Here is a 20,389-nt window from a genome sequence, read left to right on the forward strand (position 1 = left end):
CTCATCGTCGACGGCATCGGTCACAGCGGACTGTGCCACGCGGGCAATTGTATCTGACCCCTGCACTTTTGCTTGACGCTCGACATAAGTCCTCCCTACGATCCCGAACCATGTCAGATATACGACGCCAAAAATCGGAAGTCAGAGTGGGGATCATCGGAACTGGCTTCATCGGTCGCGTGCATGCCAGGGCCATCAGGCAGGCGGGCGCACGACTCGTGGGCGTCGCCGCAGCAGACGCGGAAGCCGCGGCCGAGGGCGCCCGACTCCTGGGTGCGGACCGCGCCTTCGGCTCGGCCGAGGAGCTCATCGAGTCCGGCTCCGTCGACGTGGTGCACGTCTGCACCCCGAACCACCTGCACGCCCCCCTCGCGCTGAAGGCGCTCGACGCCGGCCTGGCCGTCGTCTGCGAGAAGCCGCTCGCGATCGACGCGGCGACGGCGACGCTGATGGCCGAACGCGCCGCTGAGACCGGGCTCGTCGCCACCGTTCCGTTCGTGTACCGCTTCCACGCGATGGTCCGCGAGGCCCGTGCCAGGCTCGCCGAGATCGGCAGGGTCAGCCTGATTCAGGGCAGCTACCTGCAGGACTGGCTGCTGGAGTCGAGCGACAGTAATTGGCGCGTCGACCCCGCACTCGGGGGGCCCGGCCGGACCGTGGGCGACATCGGCTCGCACTGGTGCGACCTGGCGGAGTTCGTCACCGGAGAACGGATCGCCAAGGTCTGTGCCCAGACCGCCGTGGTGGTCAGCAACAGGGCGGGCGCGCGTGTCCTCACCGAGGACATCGCCACCGTGCAGTTCGCCACCGCCTCCGGGGCCCTCGGCTCGCTCACCGTCAGTCAGGTCTCGCCCGGACGCAAGAACCGGCTCTTCCTGGAGATCTCCGGAACCACCGGCAGCCTCGCCTTCGACCAGGAGAACCCCGAGCAGCTGTGGTTCGGCGCGCGGACCGGCTCCCGCGCCCTCGTACGGGATCCGCTGACCCTCTCGGAATCCGCCCGCGCCTACTCCCCGCTCCCGGCCGGCCACCCCCAGGGGTTCCACGACTGCTTCGACGCGTTCGTCGCCGACACCTACGCCGCGGTGCGCGGCGAACACCGTGACGGACTGCCGACCTTCGCCCACGGTGCGCGGGCCGCCGTCATCACCGACGCCGTGCTGGAGTCCGCTCGAACCGACAGGTGGGTCACATGCTGAGGATGACCGGCATCGGCAAGAGTTTCCCCGGCGCCCGGGTCCTCAGCGACATCGACCTGGACGTGGCGGCGGGCGAGGTGCACGCGCTCATCGGGGAGAACGGTGCCGGGAAGTCCACCCTGATGAAGGTCCTCGCCGGGGTGCACGCGCCCGACGAGGGAACGGTGGAGATCGACGGCCGCGCTGTGAACTTCGGCCACCCCCTGGACGCCCAGCGGGCCGGAGTGTCGATCATCTACCAGGAACTGACCCTGCTGCCGGAACGGACCGTCGCCGAGAACGTCTTCCTCGGCCGCGAGCCCGCCCGCCGCGGACTCGTCGACCGGGATGCCATGGAGGCGGCCACCGCCGAGCTGCTCGTCTCGCTCGGCGAGGACTCCTTCGGACCGCGTGACCTCGTACGCCGCCTGTCGCTGGCCCAGCAGCAGGTCGTCGAGATCGTCAAGGCGCTCTCGGTGGACGCCCGGATCGTGGTCATGGACGAACCCACCGCCGCACTCGCCGAGCATGAGGTCGAACTCCTCTACGGCATCGTCCGCCGGCTGCGTGACCGCGGCATCGCCGTCCTCTACGTCTCCCACCGGCTGCGCGAGATCTTCGACCTCTCCGACCGGGTCACCGTCCTCAAGGACGGCCGGAAGGTCACCACCAGGGCCACCGACGAGCTCACCACCGCCGACCTGGTCCGCCTGATGGTCGGCCGCGAGCTGACCGACTACTACCCTCCGCGCGCCGTGCGGCCGCCCGGTGCCACGCTGATCTCCGTCCGCGGCGGCGGCAACGACACGCTCGACGGCATCGACCTCGACCTCCGCGCGGGGGAGATCGTCGGCGTGGCCGGTCTGCAGGGGGCGGGCCGCACCGAACTGGCCAAGGCACTGTTCGGCGCCGCGCCGTTCACCCGGGGCGAGATGACCCCGCGGCGGCCCGGCTCGGTACAGCAGGCCATCGCCCTCGGCATCGGCCTCGTCACCGAGGACCGCAAGTCCGAGGGGCTTGCCCTGCACCAGTCGGTCCGCGACAACGCACTCCTCGTCGCCAGGGCCCGCCGGGGCCGTACCGGATCGGCGGTCCTGGACCTGCTGGCCCGGGTACGTCTCGCCCCGCCCCGCCCTGAACAGGAGGTGCGTTACCTCTCCGGCGGCAACCAGCAGAAGGTCGTCCTCGCCAAGTGGTTGACCGTCGCCCCAGACGTGCTGCTCTTCGACGAACCGACCCGCGGCGTCGACGTCGGCGCGAAGGCGGCCATCCACGAGCTTGTACGAGAACTCGCCGAACGCGGCATGGCCGTCCTGATGATCTCCTCCGAGCTCCCCGAACTCATCGGAATGAGCGACCGCATCGTCGTCCTGCGGGACGGAAGGATCGCCGGTCACCTCCCCGCAGGCGCTTCGGAAGAAGCCGTGATGGAACTGGCAGCCGCATCATGACCCAACAACTGCGCATCCCCGTACCGAAGGCGGCCGCCTTCCGTGACCTGGGCTCCGACAGCCCGGCCCGGCCGGTCTACCTGGCACTGACACTCCTGACCTTGCTGGCCTGGGGCCTCTTCCTGGTCGACGACGGCCAGTTCTTCAGCCAGGTCAACACCGTCGGGATCCTCCAGCGGTCGGCGGCGCTCGGCATCGTGGCCGTCGGCCAGACCCTCGTGATCCTCGCCGGGTCCCTGGACCTGTCGGTGGCCTTCCTCATCAGCCTCGTCTCCCTGGTCGCCGCGGAGACCATGGCCGGCTACGGCGTGCTGCCGGCGATCGGCGCCGTGCTGGCCGTCAGCGCCCTCACCGGCCTGGTCAACGGGCTGGTCATCACCCGGCTGAAGGTCCACGCCTTCATCGCCACCCTGGGCATCGCCCTGATCATCAAGGGCATCCTGGACCAGCGGTACGACGGACCCGCGGGGGCGGTGCCCGAATCCTTCCAGCGACTGGGCTACGACCGCATCGGCCCGGTCCCCGTCTCAGCCCTGCTGTGGGCCGCGATCGCGGTGGCGGCCTGGTTCCTGCTGCGCCGCACCACCCTCGGCTACCGGATCCACGCCGTCGGCGGGGACCCCGACGTCGCCCGGCTGTCGGGCGTGCGCACCGACCGCGTCATCATCACCGCCCACGTGCTCTGCTCGCTCTTCGCGGGGGTGGCCGGCCTGCTGCTGGCAGCCCGGCTCGGTGCCGGAGCGCCCACAGTCGGCACGGACGGCGGCTACGACCTGGAGTCCATCGCCGCCGTCGTCCTCGGCGGCACCGCTCTCGCCGGCGGCCGGGGCGGCGTGGCGGGCACCGTCGGAGGCGTCCTGCTCCTGGCCGTGCTGGACAGCGTCTTCAACCAGCTCGAAGTCAACTCCTTCGCCAAGGACGTCGTACGCGGCATCGTTCTCGTCGCCGCCCTGGCGATCTATGCCCGACGGAGGCGTTCCCAGTGAGGCGCAACCTGCCCGTCTTCGCGGTCCTCGCCGCGCTGCTCATCGCCATCGCGGTGGCGAACCCGTACTTCCTCGAACTCCCGGGCTTCCTCGCCTTCGTCAAGCGAGCCGCCCCGTTGGCGATCCTTGCCGCCGGCCAGTACTTCGTCGTCGTCTCCGGCGAGTTCGACCTGTCGGTCGGCTCGCTCGTCACCGCCGAGGTCGTCGTCGCCGCCGCGCTGATCGACGGGGACCCGGGTGCCACCTGGCCCGTGCTGCTCCTCCTGCTCGTCCTCGGAACCTTCGTCGGCCTCGTCAACGGCCTGGTGACGACCGTCCTGCGGGTACCGTCGTTCATCGCCACCCTCGGCATGATGCTGGTGCTCGCCGGTGCTGTCTTCCTGTGGACCGGCGGTGCCCCGCGGGGCGCGGTGACCGAGCAGTTCCGTACCTTCGGGCGCGGCAGCCTCGGGACCGTACCGTGGTCCGTCCTGATCCTGCTGGCGGTCACGGCCGCCGTTGTCGTGGCGATGCGCGCCGACTTCGGCCGTACCCTCGTCGCCACCGGCGACAATCCGCGGGCCGCCGCCCTTTCGGGCGTGCGCGTGCTGCGGGTCAAGACCGTCGCCTTCGCCCTGTCCGGGCTTTCGGCGGCCGTCTGCGCGATCCTGCTCGGCGGGTTCGCCGGCGTCTCCGCCCAGGTCGGCCAGGGCCTGGAGTTCCAGGCCGTCACCGCGGTCGTGCTCGGCGGGGTCGTGCTCGGCGGCGGCCGTGGCTCGGTCGTCGCAGCCATGGCGGGCGCCTTCACGCTGGAGGCACTGTTCACCCTGCTCAACCTGTACGGCATCTCGGGCGCGCTGGAAGCCACCGTGCAGGGCGTCATCCTCATCGCCGCCGTGGCCCTGGGCTCCGTACGCCTGCCTTCCTGGGCGGTACCCACCCGTACCACACCCGCCGCACCCACCCCCGCCCCCTCGAAGGGATAGTCATGCCGCCCACCCCCCGACGCTTCGTCGCAGGCGCCGTACTCGCCGCTCTCATCCCCCTGGCCGGCTGTTCCACCGACAGCCCCGGAGGCCCGGCGGCCACGGGCGGCAAGGAGGCCGGCAAGTCGAAGACCGGCGCGCAGTCGAAGTTCTTCGTCCAGGCCGACTACGATGCCCAGCTCGCGATGCGCGCGAAGCAGCCCACCGGCCCCGCCGACAAGCCGTGGGAGCAGGCCATCGACCCGCAGCCGATCGACACTTCCGCCCACAAGAAGGCGGGCCCGTACAACCTGTGCTTCTCCAATGCCGCGGTGAACAACCCCTGGCGGCAGGTCGGTTGGAAGACGATGCAGGCCGAGGTCGCGCTCCACAAGGAGATCGCGAAGTTCACCGTCCTCGACGCCGAGGGCAAGGACGACAAGCAGATCTCCGACATCGCCGAACTGCAGGCGAAGGGCTGCGACGCCCTGATCGTCTCACCCAACACCACCGCCACGCTCACCCCCGCGGTCAAGGGAGCCTGTTCCAAGATCCCCGTGATCGTCTTCGACCGGGGCGTGCAGACGGACTGCCCCGTCACCTTCATCAAGCCCATCGGCGGGTACGCCTTCGGCGCCGACGCGGCCGAGTTCCTGATCGACAAGGTCAAGCCCGGCGGAAAGATCCTCGCCCTGCGCATCCTGCCCGGCGTGGACGTCCTGGAGACCCGCTGGTCCGCCGCCAAGGAAGCCCTCGACAAGAGCGAACTCGACGTCGTCGGCGTGGAGTTCACCGACGGTGATGCCGCCAAGACCAAGGCTGTGGTCAGCGACTACATCCAGCGCTTCGGCAAGATCGACGGGGTCTGGATGGACGCGGGCGCCAACTCCGTCGCCGCCGTGGAGGCCTTCGAGGACGCCGGCCTGCCCGTCCCGCCGATCAACGGGGAGGACCAGCAGGACTTCCTGCAGAAGTGGAAGGACGCCGGCCTGACGGCCGTCGCGCCGACCTACCCCACCTACCAGTGGCGCACCCCGGTCATCGCGGCACTGAAGATCCTCAAGGGCGAGAGCGTGCCGAAGGTCTGGAACCTGCCCCAGCCCAAGGTCACCCAGGACAACCTCGACCAGTACCTCAAGCCCGGACTGCCGCCCCTGCACTACGCGCTTTGCGGCTGCGAGGACATGCCCGGATACCCGCAGAAGTGGGGCGGGAAGTAGATGCGTTCCCTCGGGGTCAACACCTGGGTCTGGGCCTCACCGCTGACCGACGGGGGAGTGGAACGGCTCGCCCCTCGCATCGCCGAGTGGGGGTTCGACGTCATCGAGCTCCCGGTGGAGCAGCCGGGCGACTGGGACCCGGCCCGGGCCGCGGACCTGCTGGCCCGGCTGGGCCTGGCCGCCTCCGTGGTGCTCGTCATGCCGCCGGGCCGGGAACTGGTCGCCGCGCCCGCCGAGGTGGTCCGCGAGACCCAGGACTACCTGCGGCACTGCGTAGACGTCGCGGTGACCCTGGGCGCCCCCGCCATCAGCGGGCCGGCGTACGCCTCGGTCGGACGGACCTGGAAGCTCAACGGCGACGAGCGCAGGTCCGCCTACGCCGAACTGAGCGAGAACCTCAAGCCGGTGGTGGCCTACGCCGCCGACCGGGGGGTGCGGATCGGCGTGGAGCCGCTCAACCGCTACGAGACGAGCCTGATCAACACCGTTGAGCAGGCCCTGGAGGCGTTGCCCGAGGAATGCGGGCTCGCCCTCGACACCTATCACCTCAACATCGAGGAAAGGAGCCCGCTGCAGGCGATCCGGGACGCCGGATCCCGGATCGCACATCTCCAGGTGTGCGGGACGGACCGCGGAGCTCCCGGAGCCGACCACTTCGACTGGCCGGGTTTCGCCCTGGCCGTCGACGAGGCCGGCTACCGAGGCCCGCTGGTCATCGAGTCCTTCACCCCGGACAACGCGACGATCGCGACCGCCGCCTCCGTGTGGCGGCCGCTGGCCGTGACCCAGGACGCCCTGGCCAAGGACGGCCTGGCGTTCCTTCGAACCCTCTGAGGCTGACTTTCCGCCCCCTACCAGGGAGACTTCCAGTGCATCGCTCACGCCTGAGCCGCGCGCTCTCGGTACTCACCGGGACGCTGTTGGCGCTGCTTCTCGTCCAGATACCAGCCCAACAGGCCTTCGCCGCACCGGCGTTCAAGGTGCTGCTGTTCACCAAGACGGCTGCCGGTGCCTTCCGGCACGGCTCCATCTCCGCCGGCACCACGATGTTCGAGCAGCTCGCCAAGGACAACAACTTCCAGCTCGACAAGAGCGAGGACTCCTCGATCTTCACTTCGTCGACGCTGAACACATACGACGCCGTCATCATGTTCCAGACCTCCGGGATGGTCTGGGACAACGACGCACAGCGCCAGGGCATGCAGAAGTACGTCCGTAGCGGCCGCGGCGTCGTCGCCGTCCACAACGCCACGGACATGAACATCGACTCTCAGTTCCCCTGGTGGGACGACACCGTCATGGGCGGCGCGCACATGACGGCGCACTCCACCATCCAGCAGGGAACCGCCAAGGTCGCCGACCGGGTGCACCCGTCCACCAAGGGCCTCCCGGAGAAGTGGGTGCGCTCCGAGGAGTGGTACAACTTCGACAAGAACGCGCGTGGCAACGTCCACGTGCTCGTCACCGCGGACGAGACCACCTACGACGCGGGCGGCTCCAAGATGGGCGCCGACCACCCGATCTCCTGGTGCCGTGTCGCCGAGACCGGCAAGGTCTGGGCCACTGCGATGGGCCACGAAGCGTCCTCGTACTCCGACGCGAACTTCAAGAAGCACCTGCTCGGCGGCGTGAAGTGGGCCGCGGGCGCGGAGGCCGGAGACTGCGGCGGTACCGTCTCCAGCCGCTTCCAGAAGGTGACGCTCGACGGCGCGCCCGACCAGCCCATGGAGCTGGACGTGGCATCCGACGGCAAGGTCTTCTACATCTCTCGCTCCGGGTCCGTGCACGTCATCCACGAACACGAGGGCGAGACGGAGACGCACACCGCGGGCATCCTGGACGTCTACGACGGCGGTGAGGACGGCGGCATCGGTCTCGCACTGGACCCGAATTTCGCCACCAACCGCTTCATCTACCTCAACTACTCGCCCGCCGGCACGGCCGAGGTCAACCGGGTCTCCCGGTTCAAGGTCAACGCGAACGACACGCTGGACATGACCAGTGAGAAGAAGCTCATCGAGGTGCCGGCCTACCGCACCGTCGACGAGCCCGGCCACACCGGCGGCTACCTCGCCTTCGGCCCCGGCGGCAACCTGTACATCGGGACGGGCGACGACACCAACCCGTTCGCCTCGGACGGCTTCTCGCCGATCGACGAACGGCAGGGCCGCGAGCACTACGACGCTCAGCGCAGCTCTGCCAACACCAATGACCTTCGCGGCAAGCTCCTGCGGATCCACCCCGAGGCCGACGGCACCTACACCATCCCGTCGGGCAACCTGTTCGCCCCCGGCACCGCCAAGACCCGGCCCGAGATCTACGCCATGGGCTTCCGCAACGGGTTCCGGTTCGCGGTCGACAAGGACACCGGCTGGATCTCCCTCGGCGACTACGGTCCCGACTCGCACGCGGCCAACCCCGACCGCGGCCCCGAGGGCACGGTCGAGTGGAACCTGATCAAGACGCCGGGCTTCTACGGGTGGCCGTACTGCACGGGCAACAACACGCCGTTCAACAACTACGACTTCACCACCCGCACTTCGGGGGCGAAGTTCGACTGCGCGGCCCCCGTGAACGACTCGCCGAACAACACCGGCCTGACCAAGCTGCCCGCGGCCAAGCCGGCGACGGTCTGGTACAACTACCACGAATCCAAGGAGTTCCCCGAGATAGCGACCGGCGGCGGCGGTGCCCCGATGGGCGGCCCCTTCTACCACTACGACGCGGCCAGCACCTCGGAGCGCAAGTTCCCCCAGTACTACGACAAGACGCCGTTCTTCTACGAGTGGAGCCGCAACACCGTCAAGGAGTTCCGCCTCGACGCCAACGGCGGCCTGCTGAAGATCAACCCGCTGGTCGCGCAGATCGCCCCGCACGCGGCCATCGACATGAAGTTCGGCCCCGACGGAGCGATGTACCTCGCTGAATGGGGCCTCGGCTACGGCCACGCCAACACCGACGACGGCATCTACCGGATCGAATACGTCGCCGGCAACCGCACCCCGGTCGCCAAGGCATCCGCCACCCCGGACTCCGGCCAGGGACCGCTCCAGGTCACCTTCTCCGCCGCCGGCTCCGCCGACCCGGACGGTGACGCGCTCACCTACTCGTGGAACTTCGGCGACGGGTCCAGCTCCACAGCTCAGAACCCCACCCACACCTACACCGCCAACGGCGACTACACCGCGCGGCTGACGGTGAAGGACGCCGGCGGGAAGACCGGCACCACCAGCGTGCCCGTGGTCGTCGGCAACACCCGTCCCAAGGTCACGTTCACCGCGCCCGGCAACGGCGGGGTCATCGCGTTCGGCGACAAGATCAAGTACACGGTGAAGGTCACCGACCCCGAGGACGGCACCGTCGACTGCTCGAAGGTCGTCGTGACCGCGGCGCTGGGACACGACAGCCACAGCCACGACACCGGCCAGTTCACCGGGTGCTCGGGCGAGATCCAGACGACCGCCTCCGGTCACGATGCGGACGCGAACACGTTCTACGTCCTCTCCGCCGACTACACCGACAAGGGAGGCCTGCAGGGCACCACCACCGCCACCCTGCAGCCCCGGCACAAGCAGGCCGAGTACTTCACTGCTCAGTCCGGCGTGCGCATCGTCGAGCAGAGCGGCGCCGAGGGCGGCAAGCGCATCGGGGACATCTCCAACGGCGACTGGATCTCCTTCTCGCCGCTGAACCTGTCCGGCGTCACGTCGGTGTCGGTGCGGGCGTCTTCGCCCGCCGCCTCCGGCGGCTCCGTCGAACTGCGCGCGGGCTCGCCCACGGGCACGCTCATCGCCACCGTCCCGGTGACGAGCACCGGTGGATGGGACACCTACCAGACACTGCCGCCCGTCGCCGTGACCGACCCGGGCGGCACCCAGACCGTGTACGCCGTCTTCAAGGGCCGCACCGGGAGCGGGTTCGACCTGGACGCGCTCACCTTCCTCCGCGCGGGCGACAGCTCGTCCACCGGCCCGCAGGCCGGGAAGACGTACACCCTGACGAACGCCGGAAACAGCAAGGCCGTCGATGTGAGCAGGAGCTCCGCCACGGACGGCGCCGCGGTCGTCCAGTACACCGCCACCGGCAGCACCAACCAGAAGTGGAAGCTGACGGACGCCGGCAACGGCACATTCACCCTGACCGCGCAGCACAGCGGCAAGTGCCTGGACGTCTACGGCCAGTCCAGCGCCGACGGCGCGAAGCTGATCCAGTGGGCCTGTCACACCGGCGCGAACCAGAAGTGGAAGCTGGAGTCCGTCGGCACCGACACCTACCGGATCGTCTCGGTGGCCAGCGGCAAGTGCGTGGACGTTCCGAACCAGTCCACCGCGAATGACGAGCAGCTGATCCAGTGGGCCTGCCACACCGGATCGAACCAGAAGTGGAAGCTCACCCAGGTGGGCTGACACACCCGACCGGCCGTCCCGGCGCCTCCGCACCCCAGCGCCTGGGGCGGCCCCCGGACCTCACCGCCCCGGCGCCCGCACACTCGGGCGCCGGGCCCCGGTCTATGCGCTCCCCGCGCCGCACCCGCACCGCACACACGCTCCGGCCCGCGCGCCAGAACTGGAACCCCGTCGATGAATCGTCCGATCACCCTGTTCACCGGCCAATGGGCGGACCTCCCCTTCGAGGAGGTGTGCCGGCTCGCCTCCCAATGGGGGTACGACGGCCTCGAAATCGCTTGCTGGGGCGACCACTTCGCAGTCGACCGCGCCCTTGCGGAACCCGACTACGTGGTGAGCAAGCGGGCGGTCCTGGCCCAGTACGGATTGGACGTCTGGGCCATCTCCAACCACCTCGTGGGCCAGGCCGTCTGCGACCACCCCATCGACACCCGCCACCAGCTGATCCTGCCCGCCCGGCTCTGGGACGAGAACCCGGAACAGGTCCGCCGGAACGCGGCCCGCGAGATGCAGGACACGGCCAGAGCCGCCGCCCTGCTCGGCGTCGACACGGTGGTGGGTTTCACCGGTTCGTCGATCTGGCATACCGTCGCGATGTTCCCTCCCGTCCCGCCCGCCGCCATCGAGGACGGCTACCGCGACTTCGCCGAACGCTGGCACCCCATCCTCGACGTGTTCGAGGAGCAGGGCGTACGGTTCGCGCTGGAGGTCCATCCCAGCGAGATCGCCTACGACTTCTGGACGACTCGGCGCACCCTGGAGGCCATCGGCCACCGCTGGTCCTTCGGGCTGAACTGGGACCCGTCCCACATGATCTGGCAGGACATCGATCCGGTGGACTTCATCCTGGAGTTCGGCGACCGGATCTACCACGCCGACTGCAAGGACACCCGGGTCCGCGCCCGCGACGGCCGCCGCGGCCGGCTCTCCTCTCACCTGCCCTGGGGGGACCCGCGCCGCGGCTGGGATTTCGTCTCCACCGGCCACGGAGACGTCCCCTGGGAGGACTGCATCCGCGCGCTGAACACCATCGGATACCGCGGCCCACTCTCCGTGGAATGGGAGGACGCCGGCATGGACCGCCTGACCGGCGCCGCCGAAGCACTTGGTTTCCTGCAGGAGCTGTCCCGCATAGCCCCCCCGGCCACCGCCTTCGACGCCGCATTCGCAAGCCAGTCCGCAGAAGGAGACGGCCATGAGTGACACCCCCTCCCGGAACACCGGCCGGACCGGCGTATGGCTCGTCGGAGCCCGCGGTTCGGTCGCCACGACCGCAGTCGTCGGCGCCGCCGCGGTCAGCGGCGGATTCGTCCCCCCTACCGGCATGGTCTCCCAGCTGGCGGAGTTCGCCCACAGCGGCCTGCCCGCCCTGGAGGACCTGGTGTTCGGCGGACACGACGTCACGGACACCCCGCTCTCCAAGCGGGCCGAGCAGCTGGCCGAGGCCGGCGTCTTCCCCGCCACACTCCTCCCCCTCGTCGCCGACGCGCTCCAGGCGGCCGACGCGGAGATCAGGACCGGTACGACCGGCGGACCGGGAGGCCCCACGCAAGCCGAAACCGCGGCCTCCCTCATCGATGACCTGACCTCCTTCCGGCAACGCCACCGGCTCGGCCAGGTCGTGGTCGTCGACGTCTCCTCGACGGAACCCCTGCCCGTCCCCCGTCCCGCCCACGAGAAGCTCGACACACTGGAGCAGGCTCTGGCCTCCGGAGACGCAGAGCTCCCGCCGAGCTCCCTCTACGCCTACGCCGCCCTGCGCGCCGGATGCGGCCACGTCGGCTTCACCCCCTCGCCGGGAATGCGGCTGCCCGCGCTGCGCCGGCTCGCCGAAGCGCAGGGCCTGCCCTACGCGGGCTGCGACGCCAAGACCGGCGAAACCCTGATCCGCACCGCACTCGCGCCAGCGTTCGCCCACCGCGCCCTGCGTGTGCGGTCCTGGTCCGGTACGAACCTGCTCGGCGGCGGAGACGGCGCCACCCTCGCCGACCCGGCCGCCGCGGCCAGCAAGAACGCCTCCAAGCGCAGCGGTCTCGACGCCCTGCTCGGCGAGCGGGTGGAAGGACTCACCCACATCGACAACGTGCCGAGCATGGGGGAGCGGAAGACCGCCTGGGACCACGTCGACTTCCAGGGCTTCCTCGGCGCGCCGATGACCCTGCAGTTCACCTGGCAGGGCTGGGACTCGGCCCTGGCCGCACCCCTCGTCCTCGACCTCGTCCGGTTCCTCGCCCGGGCCCGCCAGGCGGGCGCCTCCGGACCGCAGCGACAGCTCGGCTTCTTCTTCAAGGACCCGATCGCGCACGACCGCATCGCTCCCGACCACCGGCTCGTCATCCAGTTCGAAGAGCTCCGCGCCTGGTACGCCGGAGTCGTCCGATGACCGGCCTGCGCGCCCTGCTGGAACTGGTTCGTGCCCCCGCAGCGCTCACCGTCCCGGGCGACACCCTGGCCGGGGCCACTGCCGCCGGCCGGCCGCTCGGCGCCGAAACCGCCGGGCTCGCGGCGGCCTCCGTCTGCCTGTACTGGGCCGGAATGGCGCTGAACGACTGGGCCGATCGGGAGGTCGACGCCGAGGAGCGGCCCGGCCGCCCCCTTCCCTCCGGCCGGATCAGCCCCGGTACCGCACTGGGCGCCGCCGCCGCACTCACCGGCGCCGGCCTGGCATTGGCCGCGGCGGCAGGGGGGCGGCGGCACCTTGGCATCGCCGTGCCGCTCGCCGCCACCGTGTGGGCGTACGACCTGGCCGTCAAGGAGACCCCGTTCGGGCCGGCCGCCATGGCGGCCGCCCGCGGGCTCGACGTACTCATGGGCGCGGGCCCCGACCAGTGGCGCAGCGCGCTGCCCGCGGCCCTCACGATCGGCTGCCACACCTACACACTCACCTTGGTGAGCCGGCGGGAGGTCGAGGGGGCGACTGCGGGGCTGCCCGCAGCGGCCCTGGGGGCCTCCACCGCCCTGGCGCTGGTCACCTCCGCCTTCCCCGCAAGCGGCACGGAACCCGTCCACCGTGCCGCATCGACCGTGCTGTTGGCCGCCTACCTCGCTGCAGGGGGCCCGGCACAGCTGGCCGCGACCGCCCGCCCGGATCCTCCCCGCCTCCGGCGGGCGGTCGCTTCCGGCATCCACGCCCTGATCCCGCTCCAGGCGGCGCTGACCGCACGCGCGGGCAACGTGGGCGCCGCCCTGCCGCTGATGGCCGCGTTCCCGCTGGCCCGGCGGCTGTCGCGAAAGGTGTCCCCGACATGACCGCGCTGCGCTTCGGCTACGGCACCAACGGCTTCGCCAACCACCGTCTCGACGACGCCCTGGAGGTCATCGCCGGGCTGGGGTACTCCGGGGTGGCACTCACCCTGGACCACGGCCACCTCGACCCGTACGCTCCCGGCCTCGCCCGGCAGCTGACCCGGGTGCACCGCAAGCTCTCCGCGCTCGGCCTCGGCGCGGTAGTGGAGACCGGCGGCCGCTACCTCCTCGACCCGTGGCACAAGCACGCACCCACCCTGCTGGACCCGGAGCCCGAACGGCGCGCCCACCGCCTGGACTTCCTCACCCGTGCCGTGCACATCGCCTCGGAACTGGGGGCCGAGGCGGTGTCGCTGTGGAGCGGGATACCCGACCCGGGAATGCCCGGGGAGGAGGCGTGGGAGCTGCTCGTCGACGGCTGCGCCGCCCTGACCGAGGTGGCGCGGCAGTCCGGCGTACGGCTCGGATTCGAACCCGAGCCGGGCATGCTGGTCGCCGACCTGGACGGCTACGAGCGCCTCCGGAACGCGCTCGGCGGCCCGCACGCCTTCGGCCTCACCCTGGACGTCGGGCACTGCCGCTGCCTGGAGGACGACAGCCCGGCCGACTGTGTCCGGCGCGCCGCCCCCTGGTTGGTCAACGTCCAGATCGAGGACATGCGGCGCGGCGTCCACGAACACCTGCAGTTCGGCGAGGGCGAGGTCGACTTCCCCTCGGTGCTGCAGGCACTGACGGAGACCGGCTACCGCGGACTCGTGGCCGTAGAGCTGCCCCGCCACTCGCACAGTGCCCCGCAGACCGCGTTGCACTCGCTGGACGCCCTGCGCGCGGCTTCCGCACCGCCGTGGACGATCAAGGCACTCGATCAGCTGGAGTCCGACTCTGCAGCGATCACCCGGCTCTTCCCGGTGGCCGCGCGGAGCGTCGGCCCCGACCCCGGACTCGGCGAGGCGACGCGGATCCAACTGCTCCAAGCCCTGCCCGGCGCCGGAGCCGAACTCGCCGCCGTCCTCAAGGAGCTGTACGAGCGAGGGGACACGGCCGAGCGGACCGCCGTGCTGCGCGCCCTGCCCCTGCTCGACCGGGCCGGACGGATCGGGGCGCATGCCAAGGGCCTGGTCGAGGACGCACTGCGGACCAACGACGCCCGGCTCGTCACCGCGGCGGCCGGACCGTACGCCGCCCGCCGCCTCGACCAGGAGCAGTGGCGGCAGGCCGTGCTGAAGTGCGTGTTCCTCGGCGTGCCCTTGGACGCCGTGGCGGGCCTGGCCCGCCGCCGCGATCCCGAACTGGACCGCATGTTCGCGGCCTTCGCTGCCGAACGCATCGCCGCCGGGCGGCGCGTCCCCGACGATGTTCGCCGGCAGCTGCAGCTCGATCAGGACCTCCCCGTATGACAGGAGCCCGCGCCATGCGCATCTTCGACCCCCACATCCACATGACCTCCCGGACGACCGACGACTACCGGGCGATGCACGCGGCCGGCGTACGGGCCCTCGTCGAGCCGGCGTTCTGGCTCGGCCAGCCCCGCACATCGGTCGGCAGCTTCATCGACTACTTCGACGCCCTGTTGGGCTGGGAGCCGTACCGCGCCGCCCAGTACGGGATCCAGCACTTCTGTGCCCTCGCCCTCAACCCCAAGGAAGCCAACGACGAGCGGTGCGCGCCGGTCCTCGACGAGTTGCCCCGGTACCTGCTCAAGGACCGTGTCGTGGCAGTCGGCGAGATCGGCTTCGACTCGATGACCGAAGCCGAGGAGCGGGCGTTCACGGTCCAGCTCGGCCTCGCCAAGGAGTTCGGCCTCCCGGCCCTGGTGCACACCCCGCACCGCGACAAGGCCGTGGGAACCGCCCGCACCCTCGAGCTCGTGAATGCGTCCGGCATCGGACCCGGCAGGGTCCTGGTCGACCACCTCAACGAGGTGACCGCGCCGCTCGTCGCCGACTCCGGCTGCTGGATGGGCTTCTCCATCTACCCCGACACCAAGATGACCCCGGACCGCATGGTGCGCATCCTCCAGGATCACGGCACCTCCCGCGTGCTGGTCAACTCGGCTGCCGACTGGGGTCACAGCGACCCGCTGCTGACCTTCGTCACCGCCTCCGCCATGCGCGCCGCCGGCTTCACCGAGAACGACGTTGACCAGGTGCTCTGGCGCAACCCGGTGGAGTTCTACGCACAGAGCGGGCGGCTCACGCTGGAGGGCGTGTCCGAGGGGGGCTGCCCGTCGGACACCTCGGAGTACGCCGGCAACTCCGTACGCAGGGGCGGCAACTGATGAGGTTCCGTCACGGCAGTGGCGAGGATGTCCACCTCGGCTACTGCACCAACGTGCACCCTGCCGAAGACCTCGCCGGGATCCTGGACCAGCTCGACACCTACGCGGTCCCCGTCCGGGAGCAGCTGGCAGCGGACCGGCTGGGAGTCGGCCTGTGGCTCGCTCAGCCCGTCGCCTCCGTCCTGGCCGGTGATCCCGGTGCCACGCTCCGGTTCCGCGCCGAACTCGACCGGCGCGGGCTGGAGGTGGTCACCCTCAACGGCTTCCCCTACCAAGGCTTCCACGAGCCGGTGGTCAAGGGCGCGGTCTACCGGCCCGACTGGTCCTCGCAGCTGCGGCTGGAGCTCACGGCCGACCTCGCGCGGGTGCTCGCCCTGCTGTTGCCCGACGACGTCCCGACCGGTTCCATCTCCACCCTCCCGTTCGGCTGGCGCGCCGACTGGACCCCGGAGCGCCATCTTCGGGCCCTGCGGAACCTGGACGAACTCGGGCGCAGGCTCGAGGGCATCCGCCACCACACCGGCCGCACGATCAGGGTCGCTCTGGAGCCGGAGCCCGGCTGTGTCGTGGAGACGACCGGCCAGGCCGCCCATCATCTGAGCCATCTGGACCCGGAGTATTTCGGCGTCTGCCTCGACGTGTGCCATCTCGCCGTCGCCTTCGAGGACCCATACGCGGCCCTGCGGGAGCTGGACCGGGCCGGGTTGGGCGTCGTCAAGGCGCAGCTGTCCTGTGCCCTGCACGCCGAACGGCCGGCCGACCCGGACGTCCGCCGGGCGCTGGCCGCTTTCACCGAACCCCGGTTCCTCCACCAGACCCGGCGAGCCGGGGTACCTCGCACCGGGGTCGACGACCTGCCCCAGGCGCTGGCCGGTCCTCTGGCGATGGACCGCGACGCACCCTGGCGCTCCCACTTCCACGTCCCCCTGCACGCCGACCCCGAGCCGCCGCTGACCAGCACACGGCCGGTACTGCTGCGAGCCCTCGCCGCGTTGCTCGCCACCGACCGGCCCGGCACCACGCACCTGGAGGTCGAGACGTACACCTGGTCGGTTCTGCCCTCCCCGCCGCGCACCGCGAAGGAACTGGCCGCGGGCATCGCCGCCGAACTCGACTGGACCCGCCGGGAGCTGCTCACCCTGGGCCTCACCGAGGCGCCCCTCTCCGCCGTGAAAAGGAGTTCGTGATGAGTGTCGTGGTCCTCGATGTCGTCGGGCTCACCCCGCGCGCGCTCGCTGACATGCCCCGCCTGAGTGCGGTCGCCGACGCCGGCTTCAGCGCCGAGCTGGAGACGGTCCTTCCCGCGGTCACCTGCTCGGTACAGTCCACCTTCCTGACCGGCGAACTGCCGTCCGGGCACGGGATCGTCGGCAACGGCTGGTACGACCGGGACATGGGCGAGGTCGCGTTCTGGCGCCAGCACAACCGACTGGTCGGCGGCGAGAAGCTCTGGCAGACCGCCCGGCGGACCCGGCCCGACCTGACGGTGGCCAACATCTGCTGGTGGTACGCGATGGGCGCCGACGTGGACGTCACCATCACCCCGCGTCCGGTGTACCACTACGACGGCCGCAAGTCCCCCGACTGCTACACGAACCCGCCGGAACTCCGGGACGCCCTGACGGCCGAACTGGGCGTCTTCCCGCTGTTCGACTACTGGGGACCCAGGGCCGGTCTCGCGTCCACGCGGTGGATCGTCGACGCCGCCCGGCGGGTCGTCGACCGGTATGACCCGGACCTCACGCTCGTCTACGTACCGCACCTCGACTACGACCTGCAACGCCACGGCCCGGACTCGGCACAGGCGCGGAAGGCCGCCCGTGACCTCGACGAGGTCCTGGGCCCCTTCCTCGACGAGACCCTCGCCCGGGGCGCGACGGTCGTGGCCCTGAGCGAGTACGGCATCACCGAGGTGCGCCGCCCCGTCGACATCAACCGGGCCCTGCGCCGGGCGGGGCTGCTCAACGTGCACGTGCAGCAGGGCATGGAGTACCTCGACCCGTGGACCTCCCGGGCGTTCGCCACCGCGGACCACCAGATCGCCCACGTCTACGTGGCCGACCCGGCGGACGTGCCGCGCGTACACGAGGTGCTCCGCGAGCTCGACGGCATCGAGGAGGTCCTGGACCGCTCGGGACAGGCCGAACACGGCCTCGACCACGCCCGGTCCGGCGAGCTCGTCGCCATTGCCGCCCCCGACAGCTGGTTCACGTACTACTACTGGCTGGACGACGGGCACGCCCCGGACTTCGCCCGCGGCGTGGACATCCACCGCAAGCCGGGGTACGACCCGGCGGAGCTGTTCTTCGACCCTGGTGATCCACTCGTCATGGCACGCGCCGCCGTTGCCCTGGCCAAGCTGAAGCTCGGCATCCGCGGCACCATGTCCGTCGTGCCGACCGACCCCGGATGCGTCCGCGGCAGCCACGGCCGCCTCCCCGTGAATGCCGAAGACGCTCCCGTCCTGCTGTGCTCCGCTCCCGACCAGGCCCGCGCGCGCTTCCACGCCACCGAAGTCAAGCAGTTCCTGCTGTCCTGTCTTTCCCGTTGAGAGCGCTGGATGCCATCCTGCGGGGTGGCGGCCACCAGTGCTCTCCCACACATCACGGCGACGGTGACGCCGGCGCCGAAGTCCGGCAGGCGACGGACGAACGGACTTGTCCACAGGAGAACTTCAGGCGTCAGCCGTGCGGGTCACGCGCTCGGCCGGCCGAGCCGGAGGGCCCGATGTGGGAACCCATTGCAGAACATGGATGAGAAGCCCCAGCTGGAACCGGGATTGAGCACCGAGGTGCTGCTGCACGCGGGTGATCCTTCTGAGGACGGTCCGTTCGCTGACGCCCAGCATCCTGGCGATGGCCCGGTCCGTGGCGCCCGTCGCCATCAATGCCAGAAGATGTCGCGTCTCCTCGGTCACTTCGCCAGCGCAGGCGGAAGCGGCACCGTCAGGTCCTGGAGGGAGCGGGTGGCGCAGAACCTGGGTTTCAACCGTGAGTCTCGCCATGGTGTCCTCAAGGGTGTGAGGCGGTCCGGAGGGGACCGGTGTGACGGATGGGTTGTTGCCGCAGGGCGGCGCTCAGGGCCGTACCGCGGCCCGAGGTGACGTCGTGCCCCTTGAACCGACAAGATGCAGGCCCACAGAGTGTGGAAAGCCCTTTCCCTTGTCCGGATACAAGGCTAGAGAGGGGTGCGATCGCAGTCAACGTGCACCCCGTGGTTGACTCGACGACACGCTCGGGACATGCGGGGGAGGCGTTCCTACGCGTGGGACAGCGCCTACCGTCTTCCTCTCGCGAGAAGGTGCGCCGGTCGCTACGGCCGGCCGGGCAGACCCATGCCTGTGAGTGCGGGCGCCCGCCGTAGATGGCTCTGCGTCAGCGCCGGTCACGTGGTGGCGTGCTCGCCCGGACGACGACCTCGCCTTTGACCCGCCGCAGGCGGGGGGCCGCGTGGGGCTCCGCGGTGACCACGAGATCGACCGCGGTCTCCCCGATGTGTTCCAGCGGCAGCCGCACCGTGGTCAGTGCGGGGGTGACGTCCCGCAGGGTGCTGATGTCGTCGAAGCCCGCGAAGGCGATGTCATCGGGGACGGCGATGCCGAGATCCCGGCACTTCGCCATCGCGCCGACGGCCATGATGTCGGTCGCCGCGAAGACGCAGTCGAGGGTGAGGTTCTGCGCGAGGAGCTGCCCCATGGACTCGTGACCCCCGTCGCGGGTGAAGTCACCGTGGACGACTGCTTCGACGGAGGCACCGGGTACGTGGGCCAGCCCTTCCCGGAAGCCCTGGAGACGGTGGCGGGTGGTGAGCAGATCCGCGGGACCGCCCACCACGCCGAACCGGCGGTGGCCGAGGTCGCCCAGCGCCTGGGCGAGCCGCCGGGCGCCGGCACGGTTCTCCAGGACGACGGTGTCGACCGGCAGCCGGTGCTGGCCGATGATCACGACGCGGCCTCCCGCTGCATGGTAGGCGTCGACTTCCGCCCGCAGGGCATCGTTGAGCTTTGCATCGGCGACGCGGCTGCCGGCGAGGATGACGGCCCGGCAGCGCCTGCTGCGCAGCGCGGTGAAGTGGTCGATCTCGCGTTCCGGACTGCATGCCGTGTTGCCGAGCGTGACGAGGAGGCCGTGTGCGTCCGCGGCCCGCATGACACCGGCGGCGATGGCGGAGAAGTACGGGTCGGCGATGTCGTGGACGAGCAGGCCGATCTCCTTGCTGGTTCCGCTCGCGACTGCCTGTGCCTGAACGTTCGTGGAGTAGTTGAGCCTGCGCGCGGCGTCCCGGACCTTGGCCTTGAGATTCTCCCTGACCCGACGGGCTCCCGGGTGCAGCGCGCGCGAGGCGGTCGCCAGCGAGACACCCGCCTCGGCGGCGACGTCAGCGAGGGTGACCGGATGGCGCTGCGGCCGGTTCATGCGCGGACTCCTTGAGCGGGCGGCACGGGCCCAGCGGCGAAGTCGGCGCGGAAAGCCCATTCCGTCGGATGGTATCCGTCCTGTGCCGCCTCGGTTCCTGCTCGGGTTTGTCCGTAGGTCCGGTCCGACGGAACCCCTCGCGAGCCTGCCGCATGCGAAGGCATGTGGCGGTGTCGTGTATACGACACCCCAACTTCGACCGCGCGGCCCAGGCGTAGGGTGACCTCGGTCGCAAGAAGTGATTGGAAATGACCGAAAGAGTTCC

16 protein-coding genes and 1 pseudogene are annotated in these 20,389 nt (G+C 70.5%); 15 read left to right on the forward strand and 2 right to left on the reverse strand.

Annotation, left to right across the window (positions count from 1 at the left end; all coding sequences use genetic code 11):
* Positions 1 to 110 precede the first annotated feature (110 nt).
* From OG259_RS37380 to OG259_RS37450, 15 genes and pseudogenes are all read left to right on the forward strand, one after another.
* Entirely contained in the window at positions 111 to 1,199 is a 1,089-nt protein-coding gene (locus tag OG259_RS37380; RefSeq protein ID WP_328946294.1) for a Gfo/Idh/MocA family protein, read from the forward strand.
* Positions 1,193 to 2,629, forward strand: a complete 1,437-nt coding sequence (locus OG259_RS37385; RefSeq protein ID WP_328946295.1) for a sugar ABC transporter ATP-binding protein — start codon at positions 1,193 to 1,195, stop codon at positions 2,627 to 2,629. Before OG259_RS37380 ends, OG259_RS37385 begins: the two co-directional genes overlap by 7 nt.
* Positions 2,626 to 3,615, forward strand: coding sequence for an ABC transporter permease (locus tag OG259_RS37390; RefSeq protein ID WP_328946296.1), 990 nt, complete (start codon positions 2,626 to 2,628; stop codon positions 3,613 to 3,615). Before OG259_RS37385 ends, OG259_RS37390 begins: the two co-directional genes overlap by 4 nt.
* Positions 3,612 to 4,580, forward strand: coding sequence for an ABC transporter permease (locus OG259_RS37395; protein ID WP_328946297.1), 969 nt, complete (start codon positions 3,612 to 3,614; stop codon positions 4,578 to 4,580). The genes OG259_RS37390 and OG259_RS37395 overlap by 4 nt, the downstream gene beginning before the upstream one ends.
* A gap of 2 nt (positions 4,581 to 4,582) precedes the next feature.
* Positions 4,583 to 5,779, forward strand: a complete 1,197-nt coding sequence (locus OG259_RS37400; protein ID WP_328946298.1) for an ABC transporter substrate-binding protein — start codon at positions 4,583 to 4,585, stop codon at positions 5,777 to 5,779.
* Positions 5,780 to 6,613: a sugar phosphate isomerase/epimerase family protein gene (locus OG259_RS37405; RefSeq protein WP_328946299.1), complete on the forward strand. Its 834-nt coding sequence runs from the start codon at positions 5,780 to 5,782 to the stop codon at positions 6,611 to 6,613.
* Positions 6,614 to 6,648: 35 nt separating this feature from the next.
* Positions 6,649 to 10,185 carry a ThuA domain-containing protein gene (locus OG259_RS37410; RefSeq protein WP_328946300.1) on the forward strand — a complete coding sequence of 1,179 codons (3,537 nt, stop codon included), beginning with the start codon at positions 6,649 to 6,651 and terminating at the stop codon, positions 10,183 to 10,185.
* Between the two features lie 174 nt (positions 10,186 to 10,359).
* The gene (locus tag OG259_RS37415; protein WP_328946301.1) at positions 10,360 to 11,388 is read left to right on the forward strand and encodes a sugar phosphate isomerase/epimerase family protein; all 1,029 of its coding nucleotides are present in this window, start codon (positions 10,360 to 10,362) and stop codon (positions 11,386 to 11,388) included.
* Complete coding sequence (locus OG259_RS37420; protein ID WP_328946302.1) at positions 11,381 to 12,568, forward strand: inositol-3-phosphate synthase; 1,188 nt, start codon at positions 11,381 to 11,383, stop codon at positions 12,566 to 12,568. Before OG259_RS37415 ends, OG259_RS37420 begins: the two co-directional genes overlap by 8 nt.
* Positions 12,565 to 13,434 (forward strand): SCO3242 family prenyltransferase, encoded by an 870-nt coding sequence (locus OG259_RS37425; RefSeq protein WP_328946303.1) that lies wholly within the window; start codon positions 12,565 to 12,567, stop codon positions 13,432 to 13,434. The genes OG259_RS37420 and OG259_RS37425 overlap by 4 nt, the downstream gene beginning before the upstream one ends.
* Positions 13,431 to 14,270, forward strand: a pseudogene (locus tag OG259_RS37430) (sugar phosphate isomerase/epimerase family protein); the annotation flags it as partial. The gene OG259_RS37425 and the pseudogene OG259_RS37430, both read left to right, overlap by 4 nt.
* A gap of 69 nt (positions 14,271 to 14,339) precedes the next feature.
* Complete coding sequence (locus tag OG259_RS37435; RefSeq protein WP_328947293.1) at positions 14,340 to 14,828, forward strand: EboA domain-containing protein; 489 nt, start codon at positions 14,340 to 14,342, stop codon at positions 14,826 to 14,828.
* Between the two features lie 14 nt (positions 14,829 to 14,842).
* Entirely contained in the window at positions 14,843 to 15,709 is an 867-nt protein-coding gene (locus OG259_RS37440; protein WP_328946304.1) for a TatD family hydrolase, read from the forward strand.
* On the forward strand, positions 15,709 to 16,896 hold the full coding sequence (eboE, locus tag OG259_RS37445) for a metabolite traffic protein EboE (protein WP_328946305.1): 1,188 nt from the start codon (positions 15,709 to 15,711) through the stop codon (positions 16,894 to 16,896). Before OG259_RS37440 ends, eboE begins: the two co-directional genes overlap by 1 nt.
* A complete protein-coding gene (locus OG259_RS37450; RefSeq protein ID WP_328946306.1) occupies positions 16,896 to 18,260 on the forward strand; it encodes an alkaline phosphatase family protein in 1,365 nt (454 codons plus the stop codon). The genes eboE and OG259_RS37450 overlap by 1 nt, the downstream gene beginning before the upstream one ends.
* Positions 18,261 to 18,383: 123 nt before the next feature.
* Here the strand turns inward: OG259_RS37450 and OG259_RS37455 are convergent, their stop codons facing one another.
* Both OG259_RS37455 and OG259_RS37460 read right to left on the reverse strand, forming a co-directional pair.
* Positions 18,384 to 18,626, reverse strand: coding sequence for a LuxR C-terminal-related transcriptional regulator (locus OG259_RS37455; protein ID WP_328946307.1), 243 nt, complete (start codon positions 18,624 to 18,626; stop codon positions 18,384 to 18,386).
* 457 nt (positions 18,627 to 19,083) lie between these two features.
* Positions 19,084 to 20,124: a LacI family DNA-binding transcriptional regulator gene (locus OG259_RS37460; RefSeq protein ID WP_328946308.1), complete on the reverse strand. Its 1,041-nt coding sequence runs from the start codon at positions 20,122 to 20,124 to the stop codon at positions 19,084 to 19,086.
* Positions 20,125 to 20,389: the final 265 nt, after the last annotated feature.

This window comes from Streptomyces sp. NBC_00250 (genome assembly GCF_036192275.1).
In the GTDB taxonomy this organism is placed as follows: Bacteria; Actinomycetota; Actinomycetes; order Streptomycetales; family Streptomycetaceae; genus Streptomyces.

Bases quoted from the DNA above. Each gene is read 5' to 3' on its own strand.
- OG259_RS37380 (WP_328946294.1), top strand. From the start codon at position 111: ATGTCAGATATACGACGCCAAAAATCGGAAGTCAGAGTGGGGATCATC.
- OG259_RS37385 (WP_328946295.1), top strand. From the start codon at position 1,193: ATGCTGAGGATGACCGGCATCGGCAAGAGTTTCCCCGGCGCCCGGGTC.
- OG259_RS37390 (WP_328946296.1), top strand. From the start codon at position 2,626: ATGACCCAACAACTGCGCATCCCCGTACCGAAGGCGGCCGCCTTCCGT.
- OG259_RS37400 (WP_328946298.1), top strand. From the start codon at position 4,583: ATGCCGCCCACCCCCCGACGCTTCGTCGCAGGCGCCGTACTCGCCGCT.
- OG259_RS37405 (WP_328946299.1), top strand. From the start codon at position 5,780: ATGCGTTCCCTCGGGGTCAACACCTGGGTCTGGGCCTCACCGCTGACC.
- OG259_RS37415 (WP_328946301.1), top strand. From the start codon at position 10,360: ATGAATCGTCCGATCACCCTGTTCACCGGCCAATGGGCGGACCTCCCC.
- OG259_RS37420 (WP_328946302.1), top strand. From the start codon at position 11,381: ATGAGTGACACCCCCTCCCGGAACACCGGCCGGACCGGCGTATGGCTC.
- OG259_RS37425 (WP_328946303.1), top strand. From the start codon at position 12,565: ATGACCGGCCTGCGCGCCCTGCTGGAACTGGTTCGTGCCCCCGCAGCG.
- OG259_RS37440 (WP_328946304.1), top strand. From the start codon at position 14,843: ATGCGCATCTTCGACCCCCACATCCACATGACCTCCCGGACGACCGAC.
- eboE (WP_328946305.1), top strand. From the start codon at position 15,709: ATGAGGTTCCGTCACGGCAGTGGCGAGGATGTCCACCTCGGCTACTGC.
- OG259_RS37450 (WP_328946306.1), top strand. From the start codon at position 16,896: ATGAGTGTCGTGGTCCTCGATGTCGTCGGGCTCACCCCGCGCGCGCTC.
- OG259_RS37460 (WP_328946308.1), bottom strand. From the start codon at position 20,124: ATGAACCGGCCGCAGCGCCATCCGGTCACCCTCGCTGACGTCGCCGCC.